This is a genomic window from Jhaorihella thermophila, assembly GCF_900108275.1.
GTDB lineage: Bacteria > Pseudomonadota > Alphaproteobacteria > Rhodobacterales > Rhodobacteraceae > Jhaorihella > Jhaorihella thermophila.
The window spans coordinates 32,167-45,107 of record NZ_FNVD01000002.1; the positions used below are offsets into that span (position 1 = coordinate 32,167).

Consider the following 12,941-nt stretch of genomic DNA (forward strand, 5'->3'; position numbering starts at 1 on the left):
CGGCCTTTTTGACCTTGCTTGTCCTGCCCGCCGCGCCCGTCGCGGCGGGCAGTCCCGTTCTGGATCTGCCGATCAACTGCCAGCTGGGCGAAACCTGCTACATTCAACACTATGTGGACCGCGATCCCGGTCCGGACGCGCAGGACTATCGCTGCGGAACGGCCACCTATGACGGCCACAAGGGCACCGACATCGCCGTGCCGACGCTGGCGGACATGCTGCGCGGGGTGTCGGTGCTGGCGGCCGCGCCGGGCATCGTCGCGGCGACCCGCGACGGGATGCCGGATGTCGAATATTCCGAGGCGGTCGCCGACATCGTCAAGAACCGCGAATGCGGCAATGGCGTGCTGATCCGGCACGGCGACGGCTGGGAGACGCAGTATTGCCACATGCGCAAAGGTTCCCTGACCGTGCGCAAGGGCGACCGGGTGAGTCGCGGCGACGTGCTGGGGCAGGTCGGCATCAGCGGCAAGGCGCAGTTCCCCCATGTGCATCTGAGCGTGCGGCACAACGGCAAGGTGGTCGATCCCTTTGCCCCGGACGCCACTGCATCCTGCGGCGACGATGGCACCGGCCTGTGGGCCGATCCCCCGGCCTATCGCGCCGGCGGGGTGATCGATGCGGGCTTTGCCACGCGGGTTCCGTCCTACGAAGAGGTCAAGGCCGGCACCGCCGACGAACCGATCCGGCCGGACGCCGGGGCGCTGGTGCTGTTCCTGCTGGCCTCGAACGGGCACAAGGGCGACAGGATCGAACTGCAGATCGACGGGCCGGATGGCGTCGTCTTCCAGCAGGAAGTCACGCTGGAGAGAAACCGCGCCATGTTCTTTCGCGCAGGCGGCAAGAGACTGCGCGCGGACCGCTGGCCTCCGGGGAAATATGTCGGCACGGTCGTTATGGATCGCGACGGCCGGGAACTGAGCCGCAGGACCGTGGAAACGACGATCGACTGAGCCCGCTCAGCGCAGGATCAGCGGCGGCGCCGGCCCCAGAGGGATCGGCCCCAGCGCCACGAACCCGTCGCGGAAATTCAGCTGCACGTCCAGTGCGCGCGGATTGCCGCCCAGCCGCGACAGCATGGTCAGCGCCCGGTCGGCGGAACTGACGACGGACGGTGGCAGCCTGCCCGCCGCATTCGCCATCGCCAGCATCTCGCGCCAGTTTTCTGCTTTCAGCGTGATTTCGCCTGTCGGTATCCCCTGCCCGTCCACGGTAACGTGTCCCGCCGCCATCAGGCGAAGCTCGCCCCACTGCATCTCCAGCAGGCGCAGATCGACCGCAACCGGCTGCGGCCGGCGCTCTTCCAGCGCGCGGCGGTCCCATGCCCGGTCAAAGGTCACCTCCATGTCCACCGAAAGCGTCTCGAAGGCCGGCGGCAGCGCGTCGGTCGCGCTGGCCAGTTTCCGCAGGCCGTCACCGGGCGAAAAGCCCTCGGCGCGGATGTCGTAATGATAGGTTTCGGGCGCGTCACCCTGGTCCATCGCCAGCGTCAGCGATCCGCCCGCCGCCACCGGCCCGCCCTCTCCCGCCACGGACCACGCCCCCGCCGTCAGCGCCAGTCGCTCGACTTCAAGCGCGGCGCCGGGATGCAGGTGAAGCTCGGCCCGCATGTCCTGCGCGGTGACCGCGACGGTTCGATCGAAATAGGAAATCAGCTGCGGGTTGGGCGGAAACAGAAGGGTCAGCCGCCCGGGCCAGATCGCAGGGCTGTCCAGAACCAGCCAGTCGGCCCGCCAAGCGGCCCCCGTGGCCGGGTCGGCCAGCGCCGGCGCGGTCAGGGTGGTGACGTGGCGCAGCGGATAGCCCCGCGTCCGCATCCCCGCGAACTCGGCCTGCCAACCGCGGCCTTCCTGCGCCGCGAACCAGTCGGCAACCGCGCGCCGGATCCCGTAACCCGCGACGAACCAATAGGTCGACCAAGCCAGCCCGGCCACCATCACGATTTTCAGCAGGCGCTTCATCGTCACCCCTTTCGCATGGCTTCCCATTGGTGTTTACAGGCACAAACGCGCGAGGGACAGCAGGCATGACGATGTGGGTATTCGGCTACGGATCGCTTCTGTGGAATCCCGGCTTTCCCGTGGCCCGGTCCGAGCTGGCCACCCTGCCCGGCTATCACCGGTCGTTCTGCATGTCCTCGATTCACCACCGCGGCACGGTGGACAATCCCGGGCTCGTGCTGGCTTTGGACGAACTGCCCGGCGCCACCTGCCGGGGGGTGGCCATGGCGGTGGCCGAGGGGCACGAAGAGCGCACCCTGGCCGAACTTCGCGAGCGCGAGCTGATCTCGTCGGCCTATCTGGAGCGGGAACTGGACGTTCACCTGAACGGCGGCAGGACGGTGCGGGCTGTGACCTATGTCATCGACCCCGACCACGAACAATATTGCGGGGGCCTGCCGCTGGAAGAGCAGGCCCGGATCATCGCCCGCGCCCACGGCGGGCGCGGCCCCAACAGCGAATACCTGTTCAATACCGCCGCGCATCTGGCGGAAATCGGCCTGCACGACCCCGATCTGGAATGGCTGGCCGACCGGGTGCGGGCGCTTTTGTCATAAAGCCTTGGCGTCCCGCGCAATTTGACTGTAAGTTCGCCGCTGAGCAGAAACGCCCGGGATGCCCGAAGAATGGCCAAGACTGACCGCGACGCACGGCCGCAATTTTCCCAGCCGATCCGCCAGATCTTTTTCATGGTTGTGGCCTTCGGGCTGGCCTGTTTCGGCGCCTTCGTTTCGCTGCCGCGGGTGCTGCCGGTGTTCGAGGCCAACCCCTATCTGAACGGCTTCATCCTGTTCGTCTTTGCCATCGGTGTGCTGGCCTGTTTCTGGCAGGTGTTCCAGCTGATTGGCTCGGTCCGCTGGATCGAACGCTTTGCCGCCGGCGAGATGGACGCAACCACAAGACCGCCGCGCCTGCTGGTCACGCTGGCTTCGCTGCTGCGGACGCGCGGGGCGCGGATGCAGCTGAGCTCGTCCTCCACCCGATCGATCCTGGATTCCGTGGCCGAGCGGATCGACGAGGCCCGCGAGATCACGCGCTATATCGCCAACCTGCTCATCTTTCTTGGCCTTCTGGGCACGTTCTACGGGCTGGCCACCACGGTTCCGGCCGTGGTGGACACGATCCGCAGCCTCGCCCCGCAGGAAGGAGAAGAGGGCATCGCCGTCTTCAACCGGCTGATGACCGGGCTGGAATCGCAACTCGGCGGGATGGGCGTCGCCTTCGCCTCGTCGCTTCTGGGGCTCAGCGGCTCGCTGATCGTGGGGCTTCTGGAACTCTTTGCCGGCCACGGCCAGAACCGGTTCTACCGCGAGCTCGAGGAATGGCTGTCCTCGATCACGCGGGTCGGGTTCTCGTCGGGTGACGAAGGCGGGCTGGACGGCGGGGTGATCTCGTCGGTGCTGGACCACATGGGCGAACAGATGAACGCCCTGCAGGAGATGTTCGTGCGCACCGACGAAGGCCGCGCCGAGGTCGAGGCCAAACTGTCACACCTGATCGACACGATCGGCGAGATGAACGAACGGCTCGACCGAAAGGACGAAGTCGCCGGCGCGCTGGAGCGGGTGGCGCTGGGGCAGGAAACGCTGATCGAACTTCTGCGCGCGCAAGGACCCGGCGAAGGCATCGACGCCGAAAGCCGGATGCGCCTGCGGTCGATCGACGTGCAGCTGCTGCGGATCCTCGAAGAAATTTCCGCCGGCCGGCAGGAGAGTCTGGCCGAGCTGCGCAAGGACATCGAGCTGCTTGTCCGGGCCCTGACGGCCCCGCGCGGACGGGCGCGCGGCGGCGAACCGCCCGCGGCCCAAGGGGACGGCTAGGCCATGCCCCTGCCGCGTCGCACCGGGCAACGGTTCCAGGCTTCGATCTGGCCCGGTTTCGTGGATGCGATGACCGGGCTGTTGCTGGTGCTGATGTTCGTGCTGACCATCTTCATGGTGGTGCAGTTCGTTCTGCGCGAAACCATCACCGGGCAAAAGGACAAGCTGAACGCGCTTTCGTCCGAAATCGCGGCGTTGTCACAGGCGCTGGGCCTTGAAGAGCGCAAGACTCGGCAATTGCAAGCGCGCATGGGGGCACTGAATGCCACGCTCAGCGGCACTCAGGCCGACCTCGAAGCCGCCCGCGCGCAGATTGCCGAACAGTCCAACCTGATCGCCACGCTGACCGGAGAACGGGACCGGCAGACCGCCGCGCTGGAAGAGGCGCGCACGAAGATCACCGCGTTCGAGGCGCAGGTGGCGGCGCTGCTGGCCGAGCGGGATCGCGCCAATGCCGACATCGCGGCACTGCAGGCCCGACGCGACGAACTGGAACAACGGCAGGCCGAACTGCTCTCGGAACAGGAACGGCTGAACCTTGCGCTGGCGCGCAGCCGCAAAGAAATCGATGCCCGAACCGAGGCCGCGCGACTCGCTGCCGCCCGTCGCGAGGCGCTGGAGGCGCTGGTCGCGGATCTGAGGGCAAGAAACGCGGAAACCGAGGCAAAGGCCTCCGAACTGGAGAAGAAACTCTCCGAAGAAGAGGCCGCCCGCCTGGCCGAAGCGGCGGCCGCCGAGGCGCTGCGAAAAAAGCTGGAGAAAGCGGATGCGGAACTGACCGCAATGACTCTGGCGCTGGAGAAACAGCGGCAGGAGGCCGAGGATACGCTGACCCTGCTGGCCGCGGCCGAGGCCGCGCGGGACGATCTGGACCGGAAGCTCGCCGAGGCGCTGGCGCAGATTTCGGCCACGCAGAAGGAATTGGAGTCGCGCGACGAGCTGGCCGAGCGGCTGACACGGGTTCTGGCCCAGATGGAGGCGACGCAATCGGAGGAACGCGAACGGGTCAATGCGCTGGAGGCCGAACTGGCGCGCATCCGAACCGAGGCCGCCGAGACCCGCGCCGCGCTGACGGCGGAGCTGGAGGCCGCGCAGGCCCGGGCCGAACAGACCCGCGCCGATTTGCAGGCCCGGCTGGATCAGGCGCAGGCCGAAGCCGCGCAGAGGCGGAAACAGCTGCGCGCGCAACTGGCCGAGGCGCGGGCCGACACCGCCGAGACACGCGCCGCGCTCGAAGCCGCGCTGGCCCGTCAACGGTCGCAGAAGGTGCAAACCCAGACCCAGTTCGAGGCCGAGCTGGCCCGCGTCCGGACCGAGGCCGCCGCCACCCGCAAGGCGCTGGAAGAACGGCTGGCCGCCGCGCAGAGGCAGGCCGAAGAGGAGACCGCCGCGCTGCGTGCCGAACTGGCGCAGGTGCGATCGCAGGCCGGCGAGACCGAGGCCGCGTTGCGGGACGAACTGGCCCGCGCGCGGGTCGAGGCCAATGCAACGCAGGCGGCGTTGAAGGAAGAACTGGCCCGGGCGCGATCGGATGCCGCAACCCGGATCGCCGCGCTGGAGACACAACTGGCCCGGGCGCGGGCGGATCTGGAAGCGGCCCGCGCAGCGGCGCAATCAACCGCCGAGGATCGCGCCTCGGTCGAGGCGCGGCTGCTCAAGGCCCTGGAATCGCTGGAGAAGGCGCAGGCGGCGGCGGCCGATCAGGACAAGCTGCGGGCCGAACTGCTGGCCGCGCTCGCAGCGCGGCAGAAAGCGGAGAAGGAAGCGGCAGAGCAGCTGTCCCGCGCCGAACAGCGTGAAATCCTGCTGGCGCAGGCGCGCAAGGCGCTGGCGGAGCAGCAGGAAAAAGCAAGTGCTGCGCAGAAACAGATGGCGCTGTTGAACCAGCAACTGGCGGCGCTGCGCCGGCAGTTGGGCGAATTGCGGGCGCTTCTGGACGATTACAAGGCCCGCGATGCGGCCGCGCAGGTGCAGATCGAAACGCTGGGCAAGGATCTGAACGCCGCCTTGGCGCGGGCTGCGTCGGAAGAGCGCAAGCGCCGGCTGCTGGAAGAGGCCGAGCGCAAGCGGGCCGAGGAAGAGGCCCGGCGCCTGGCCGAAGAGGCCAAGGCGCTGGCGGAAGAGGCAAGGACGCTCGAGGCCAGAGCCAAGGATCTGGAGAAATACCGATCCGAATTCTTCGGACGGCTGCGTGATCTCCTAGGGAACCAGGAAGGCGTGCGGATCGAGGGCGACCGGTTCGTGTTCTCGTCGGAGGTGCTGTTCCCGCCGGGCAGCGCCGAGCTGTCGGACGAGGGCAAGATCGAGATCGCCAAGGTCGCCAACATTTTGCGAAAGCTGGCCAACGAGATTCCGCCCGAGATCGACTGGATCCTGCGGGTCGATGGGCATACGGACGACACGAAACTGCTGGGGCACCCCAAATATGCCGACAACTGGGAACTTAGCCAGGGGCGCGCTTTGTCGGTGGTGCGCTACATGGTCGAGGAGCTGGGCATCCCGCCCAACCGGCTGTCCGCGAACGGGTTTGGCGAGTATCAGCCGATCGATCCGCGCGACACGCCCGAGGCGCGCGCAAGAAATCGTCGGATCGAACTGAAGCTGACCGAGCGGTGAGCGGGCCGTTCAGGAACGGCCCGCCGGTCTGCTTTTGGATTGCTTGTTTCGGATTGGCTGTCGCCAATCCGACCGGTGCGAGGGGGCGCTGCCCCCTCGCGCTCCCCCGGGGTATTTGCGACCAGAAAGAAGCAGAGAGGCGGGACCGCGGTCGGTGCGCCTATCGGCAATAGGGCCCACTGCGATAGCGGGCCGTGTCGAGGTGGAAATGGTCCCGGTGATAGCGGTCGGCATTCGGACCCAGCACGGTCCCGAACGGGCCACAGGCGGTTTTCCATGCGCGTTGCAGCATCTTGCGGGTGCGATGGGAGGATTTCCAGCCCTTGGCCACGGTCACGATTTCCCCGTCCCGCAGAACGAAGCCCGAAATGTCTATGGCGCGCCCCCGGCCGTGTTCGGATATCTTCGCGCCGGGCCTGTTGTTGCGGGTCCGGCAGGCGTAGTGCGCCGCGACCTTCAGTTCGACCACTTTGCTGCCGGGCCGGAACGCCAGCCGTATGCCATTGTCAACCCAGCGCCTGAGCGCCTTGGCAGTGGTGCAATCCATCACCGCGGGTTGGCTGAGTCGCACCCCGGCGACAGAGCGCACGCGCACCGCATCCGGCAGGCCACAGCCCTTGAGTTTGCCCGGAACCCGGCCAACCGGTTCGCCCTGGATGCCGGGATCACCGCAGATCGTGCCTTTCCCGAGATGGCGCCGCTTGAAGAAGGCCCGGCCTTCTATGGCCGGCGGGCGGATTTGGGGTTTGATCGACGCTTCGGGCGCGAAGAACGCGATCCCGGCGGCAGCGTTGGCGCCTGCCTGCAACCGTAGCGGAGCGGATCCGGGCAGCTGCCGGGCCGGAGCGGCTGCCGGACGCGGCTGTGGCCGGACGGTGGCCATTGGCCCCTGGCTTCGCGCGATCGGGCGCGGCGAGGTACCGGGGGACGCGGTCGCTGGCGCGGATGCCGCGATACCGGCCGCCAGCCCGGCGAGGATGAGCGCATATGTCGCGCGGCGGTTCATTCCCGTGGCTTCACGCGGCCGAAGTCGGGCGCGGCGGTATCCTGGCCCGCCTCGATGATGCCGCGGCGGATGGCGCGGGTGCGGGTGAAATAGTCGAACAACATTTGCCCGTCACCCTGTCGGATTGCCCGTTGCAGGGCGAAGAGTTCCTCGGTGAAGCGGCCGAGAATTTCCAGGGTCGCGTCCTTGTTGGTCAGGAACACGTCCCGCCACATGGTCGGGTCGCTGGCTGCGATCCGGGTGAAGTCGCGGAAGCCGGCTGCGGAATACTTGATGACCTCGCTGTCGGTCACCCGACGCAGGTCGTCGGCCACGCCCACCATCGTGTAGGCGATCAGGTGCGGCGCGTGGCTGGTCACCGCCAGCACCAAGTCATGGTGATCGGGGTCCATTTCGTCCACGTTCGATCCCATGGCTTCCCACAATGCGCGGAGCCGGGCGATCTCTGTGTCCGGGGTGCCGGGCAGGGGCACGATCAGGCACCAGCGGTTTTCGAACAGCTCGGCAAAGCCGCTTTCGGGGCCGGAATGTTCCGTCCCGGCGAGCGGGTGGGCGGGGATGAAATGGACGCCCTCGGGGATATGCGGGGCGACCGCGTCGATCACATGCCGCTTGACCGAACCCACATCCGTCACCGTGGCGCCCGGTTTCAGATGCGGGGCGATCGCTTCGGCCACTGGCCCCATCGCGCCCACCGGAACCGCCAGCACCACGAGGTCGGCGCCCTCGACCGCCTCGGCGGCGCTGTCGCAGACCCGGTCGGTCAGGCCGATACGGCGTGCGGTGTCGCGGGTTTCCTGGCTGCGGGCATAGCCGGTCACCTTGCCCGCCAGGTTCGCGCGCTTCATCGCCCAGAACATGGACGACGCGATCAGCCCCAGCCCGATCAGGGCCACCCGGTCATAGATCGGCTTGCTCATTTCCATCCTTTTTTGAATTCGGCTACGGCGGCGGCGACCCGGCGGCAGGCCTCTTCTCCGCCGATGGTGATGCGCAGCGCATCGGGCAGCTTGTATCCCGCCACCCGCCGCACGATCAGCCCGCGCGATTGCAGATGCGCGTCGCAGGCCTCGGCCTCGTCCGGCGACCCGAACCGGGCAAGGATGAAATTCGCGCAGGAGGTGTCGGACGGCACGCCCTGTTCGGCCAGCGCTTCGGCCAGCCAGGCGCGCCATTTCGTGTTCTCGGCGCGGCAGTATTCGACGTAGTCGAAGTCGCGGATCGCCGCTTCGGCCGCGGCGAGCGCCGGGGTCGAGAGGTTGAAGGGGCCGCGCACCCGGTTCAGCACGTCGATGATTTCGCGCGAGCCGTAGCCCCAGCCGACCCGCATCCCGCCCAGCCCATAGAGTTTGGAAAAGGTCCGGGTCATCACCACGTTTTCGCGCGCGTCGATGATGGCGCGGCCGGCGTCGAAGCCTTCGACATATTCGGCATAGGCGCCGTCCAGCACGAGGATCGTCTGGTCGGGCAGGTTGTCGGCCAGGCGGGCCACTTCGGCTTCGCCGATCATGGTGCCGGTGGGGTTGGCGGGGTTGGCGATGAACACCAGCCGGGTGCGTTCGGTGCAGCCGGCAAGGATCGCGTCCACGTCCACCACGCGGTCGCGTTCGGCCACCTCGACCGGTGTCGCACCGGCGGCGAGCGCCGAGATGCGATACATGGCAAACCCGTGTTCGGTGTGGATGACCTCGTCTCCCGGGCCGGCATAGGCCTGGCAGAGAAAGGTGATGATCTCGTCAGAGCCGACCCCGCAGATGATGCGGTCGGGGTCGAGGCCGTGGACGTCGGCGATCGCGGCGCGCAGGCTGGCGTGGTCGGTGGAGGGGTAGCGATGCAGCGTCGCGGCGGCGTTGCGGACGGCCTCGATCGCCTTGGGACTGGGGCCGAAGGGGTTTTCGTTCGACGACAGCTTGATAACGTTTTCCACCCCCGCGACATGCGATGCCCCGCCCTGGTAGAGCGCGATGTCCATGATGCCGGGTTGGGGCGTGATCCTGTTCATGTGCCGCGGGTCCTCGACGGGATGGTGCCGCCCCGTAATAGCGTCCCCCCCGCGGATGGGAAAGCGGCAATCGGGCGGCCCGAACGCGGCCTTTCGGCCGCGGGCCTCCGGCGGGAGTATTTGGAGCAAGATGAAGGGGCGGGGTTGCGCAAGTCAAGCCGCACGGGGGAGGTGGCGATCGATACAGTGGGCGAGTTCGGACACGCTGTCGAGGATGTAGCGCACGGTGGCGTCGTCCATCATGTAGCTGAAGTTGAGCCGCACGAAGCCGGGCTTGCGCCGCGTGTCGCCGGCAAGGATCTCGGCGCGGAGCTGTTCCGAAAGGCTGCGGTTTATGCCGAGAAGGCGGTGGCCGTAGGGGCCGGCGCAGGCGCAGCCGCCGCGGGCCTGGATGCCGTAGAGGTCGCTGAGCAGGCGGGTGAAGAGCTGTTCATCGACCGGATGACCGGCGCCGTCGGTCACGACGAAGGAGAAGATCGGCAGACGGTTCGTTTTTTCGGCGCCCAGCAGCCGCAGGCGCGGATGGTCGCCCCAGGCATCGCGCGCCATGCGGTTGTAGCGGTGTTCGCAGGCTTCGATGTGGTTCTGTCCGACGGCATCCTTGACCAGCAGGGCCAGCGCGGCGCGGATATCGCCGATCACGTTCGGGGTTCCGGCCTCTTCGCGGTCCTCGATCCGGGGCAGGTAGTCATGCGCCCACGGCGAGACGAAAGCGACCGTGCCGCCGCCCGGCCAGGTCGGTCGGTCGCAGCGCACGGCGGCACGGTTGACGATCAGCAACCCCGAGGCGCCGGGGCCGCCGGGAAACTTGTGCGGCGAGGTCACGATCGCGTCCTTGCGGGCATCTCCCTGCCCCAAGTGCATCGGCAGATAGGGCCCGCCGCCCGCGTAGTCCCATACGGCCAGCGCGCCGTGCGCCTTGAGCAGCCGCGTCACCGGGTCGGGGTCGGTGACGATGCCGGTGACGTTGGACGCCGCGGAGAAACTGCCGATCAGCAGGTCCGCATCCGCGTGGCGCGCCAGTTCGGTTCGCAACGCATCGAGGTCGGGTCCGCCGTGGCGGGCTTCGGGGATCTCGACCACCTGCGCCCCGCTTTCCCGCCAGGGCAGGATGTTGGAATGGTGTTCATAGGGGCCGATCAGGACCACCGGGCGGTCGGCCCGGTCCACCCCCAGAAGGCTGACCAGCCGGTTGAGGCCCGCCGTGGCGCCCGACCCGGCAAAGATCACCGCGTCGTCTTGCCCCGCGCCCACGAGGCGGGCGATCTCGGCCCGGGCCTGTTCGCGCAGACGGGTGGTCCAGGATCCGCAAAACGAGGCCTCGGTATGGCTGTTGGCGTACCAGGGCAGGACATGGGCCGCGATGAACGCCTCGACCTCATGCAGCGCCCGGCCCGAGGCGACGTAGTCGGCATAGACGAGCGGCACCTCTCCGTTGCGGCCGGGGATGGTCGCATTGGCGCCGATCACGCTCTGACGCAGGGTTCCGTCTTCGACGGCGGTCTTGATCGTCTGGGAAAAGCGGGCAAAGGGCATGGTCAATCTCCTTTTTTCGGAAAAATGACCACACAAGATGGCAAAATCATCACACATCGAACGTGATTTTTGCCAATCAGTGTGTCAAAAGATCGGATATGGAGAAAAATATTGATCAAATCGACCGGGTGATTCTGAATCAGCTTCAACAGGATGCCGGCCTGTCGCAGCGCGAACTGGCCGAGCGGGTGGGGCTGTCGCAGAATGCCTGCTGGCGGCGGCTGGGCGCGCTGCGCGAGGCGGGTGTCCTGCAGGGAGCGGCGGCGCGGCTCGACCGGCGCAAGCTGGGGCTGGATCTGGTGGTGTTCGTGATGATCCGCACGCGGCATCATTCGGCGGACTGGCTACGGGCCTTTCGCCGCCATGTCCTGACCATTCCCGAAGTGGTGGATTTCCACCGGATCGGCGGCGACTACGACTATCAGCTCAAGGTCGTGACCGAGGACATGGCCAGTTACGACCGGGTCTATCAACGGCTGATCGAAAGGGTCGAACTGGACAGCGTCACGTCCTATTTCGCGATGGAGGCGATCGCCGAGAACCGCCCCCTGCCCTTGTGACCCGCTACCTGCGGCCGAAGACGCTGTTCGGCACCCAGGTCAGCCGGCCCCCGACCGGCGCCCAGCGCATGTGCAGGCAAGAGGTGTTCAGGCGGTTGAAATAGACGCCTTCCAGTTCATACCAGCCGGCCTTTGGCACCTCGACCTGCGTGCCGATGATGGTGTCGCAGGTCTGGCGACCGTCAAAATGGCCCACCGTCTGTCCGCCGATTTCCATGTGCAGCCCGTCATTGGTCAGAAAGTCGATGTCATAGACCCCCGGCTTGTCGAACCGGATGTAGCCCCAGATGCGCGCCGCCACGTTCTCGGCCCGTTTCGAGGTCAGCGTCGGTTCGCCCTTGGCGGTGTCGGCGTAGTCGAGGCCGGTCAGGGGGCGGCCCGGTTCGGCCCGTTTCAGATAATGCCGGGCGTCCGACAGCGTCTTGATGTGCTGACCTTCGGGCGCATAGCCGTAGACCACGTTCAGCCCCGGTTTCAGCCCCGAAGGCTGCGGATTGGCCGGGGTCAGTCTGGGCGGCCCCGCCGCGGCGGTCGTGGCAATAATCAGTCCAAGCGCGGCAAGCAATCCGGCCAGAAACCTGTGCATGTTCATCTCTCCATTGGCATCGGTCGGGCGTCCCCGCGCGGCGATCCGAACACGAGGGTATGACCGCAACCGCCAATGGACAAGAAAAATGCCGCGCAAAAAGCGGAAAGCCGCCCCTGGCGGAGCGGCTTTCCCCGTGTTCGGATATGGCCCGGATCAGTTCTGGGCGTAGAATTCGATGACGAGGTGCGGCTCCATCATCACCGGATAGGGCACGTCGGCCAGCCCAGGGGTGCGCACGAAACGCGCGGTCATCTTGGAGTGGTCCACCTCGATGTAATCCGGCACGTCACGCTCGGCCAGCGACACGGCTTCGAGCACCATCGCCAGCTGCTTGGAGCGGTCACGGACCTCGATCACGTCGCCTTCCTTGACGCGGTAGGAGGGGATGTTGACCCGCTTGCCGTTCACCAGGACGTGGCCGTGGTTCACGAACTGGCGCGCGGCAAAGATGGTCGGCACGAACTTGGCGCGATAGACGACGGCGTCCAGGCGGCGCTCCAGCAGGCCGATCAGGTTTTCACCGGTATCGCCGCGGACCCGTTCGGCCTCGGCATAGATGCGGCGGAACTGCTTTTCGGTCAAGTCGCCGTAATAGCCCTTAAGCTTCTGCTTGGCGCGCAGCTGCAGGCCAAAGTCGGACATCTTGCCCTTGCGGCGCTGGCCGTGCTGGCCGGGGCCGTATTCACGGCGGTTGACGGGGGATTTCGGACGCCCCCAGATGTTTTCGCCCATCCGGCGGTCGATCTTGTACTTGGCAGCCGTGCGTTTGGTCACGTCTGATCTCCTTCATGCAAAAGGCCGCGCGTCCCCCG

General features: G+C 67.1%; 12 protein-coding genes. 5 read left to right on the top strand and 7 right to left on the bottom strand.

What is annotated here, in order from left to right; all coding sequences use genetic code 11:
• Nucleotides 1-8: 8 nt before the first annotated feature.
• Nucleotides 9-953 carry a M23 family metallopeptidase gene (locus C4S70_RS03410; protein ID WP_235003679.1) on the top strand — a complete coding sequence of 315 codons (945 nt, stop codon included), beginning with the start codon at nt 9-11 and terminating at the stop codon, nt 951-953.
• A gap of 6 nt (nt 954-959) precedes the next feature.
• Here the strand turns inward: C4S70_RS03410 and C4S70_RS03415 are convergent, their stop codons facing one another.
• Complete coding sequence (locus tag C4S70_RS03415) at nt 960-1,961, bottom strand: DUF2125 domain-containing protein (protein WP_104006957.1); 1,002 nt, start codon at nt 1,959-1,961, stop codon at nt 960-962.
• Nucleotides 1,962-2,026: 65 nt separating this feature from the next.
• Between C4S70_RS03415 and C4S70_RS03420 the strand changes: the two genes are divergently transcribed.
• The 3 genes from C4S70_RS03420 (at nt 2,027) to C4S70_RS03430 (ending at nt 6,436) form a co-directional block, all read left to right on the top strand.
• Complete coding sequence (locus C4S70_RS03420) at nt 2,027-2,557, top strand: gamma-glutamylcyclotransferase (RefSeq protein WP_104006722.1); 531 nt, start codon at nt 2,027-2,029, stop codon at nt 2,555-2,557.
• Nucleotides 2,558-2,626: 69 nt separating this feature from the next.
• Complete coding sequence (locus tag C4S70_RS03425; protein WP_104006723.1) at nt 2,627-3,820, top strand: biopolymer transporter ExbB; 1,194 nt, start codon at nt 2,627-2,629, stop codon at nt 3,818-3,820.
• 3 nt (nt 3,821-3,823) lie between these two features.
• A complete protein-coding gene (locus C4S70_RS03430; protein WP_104006724.1) occupies nt 3,824-6,436 on the top strand; it encodes a peptidoglycan -binding protein in 2,613 nt (870 codons plus the stop codon).
• A gap of 160 nt (nt 6,437-6,596) precedes the next feature.
• Here C4S70_RS03430 and C4S70_RS03435 read toward each other — a convergent pair whose 3' ends face one another.
• The 4 genes from C4S70_RS03435 to C4S70_RS03450 form a co-directional block, all read right to left on the bottom strand.
• The gene (locus tag C4S70_RS03435) at nt 6,597-7,319 is read right to left on the bottom strand and encodes an extensin-like domain-containing protein (RefSeq protein ID WP_235003680.1); all 723 of its coding nucleotides are present in this window, start codon (nt 7,317-7,319) and stop codon (nt 6,597-6,599) included.
• Between the two features lie 119 nt (nt 7,320-7,438).
• Nucleotides 7,439-8,362 carry a prephenate/arogenate dehydrogenase family protein gene (locus tag C4S70_RS03440; RefSeq protein ID WP_104006726.1) on the bottom strand — a complete coding sequence of 308 codons (924 nt, stop codon included), beginning with the start codon at nt 8,360-8,362 and terminating at the stop codon, nt 7,439-7,441.
• On the bottom strand, nt 8,359-9,444 hold the full coding sequence (gene hisC, locus C4S70_RS03445) for a histidinol-phosphate transaminase (RefSeq protein ID WP_104006727.1): 1,086 nt from the start codon (nt 9,442-9,444) through the stop codon (nt 8,359-8,361). The genes C4S70_RS03440 and hisC overlap by 4 nt, the downstream gene beginning before the upstream one ends.
• A 153-nt stretch (nt 9,445-9,597) precedes the next feature.
• Complete coding sequence (locus C4S70_RS03450; protein ID WP_104006728.1) at nt 9,598-10,980, bottom strand: aminotransferase class V-fold PLP-dependent enzyme; 1,383 nt, start codon at nt 10,978-10,980, stop codon at nt 9,598-9,600.
• Nucleotides 10,981-11,078: 98 nt separating this feature from the next.
• On the opposite strand from C4S70_RS03450, the gene C4S70_RS03455 reads away from it, so the two are divergent.
• A complete protein-coding gene (locus tag C4S70_RS03455; RefSeq protein WP_104006729.1) occupies nt 11,079-11,540 on the top strand; it encodes an Lrp/AsnC family transcriptional regulator in 462 nt (153 codons plus the stop codon).
• 4 nt (nt 11,541-11,544) lie between these two features.
• Here the strand turns inward: C4S70_RS03455 and C4S70_RS03460 are convergent, their stop codons facing one another.
• A complete protein-coding gene (locus C4S70_RS03460) occupies nt 11,545-12,126 on the bottom strand; it encodes a PA14 domain-containing protein (RefSeq protein WP_104006958.1) in 582 nt (193 codons plus the stop codon).
• A gap of 156 nt (nt 12,127-12,282) precedes the next feature.
• A complete protein-coding gene (gene rpsD, locus C4S70_RS03465; protein ID WP_104006730.1) occupies nt 12,283-12,903 on the bottom strand; it encodes a 30S ribosomal protein S4 in 621 nt (206 codons plus the stop codon).
• Nucleotides 12,904-12,941 lie beyond the last annotated feature (38 nt).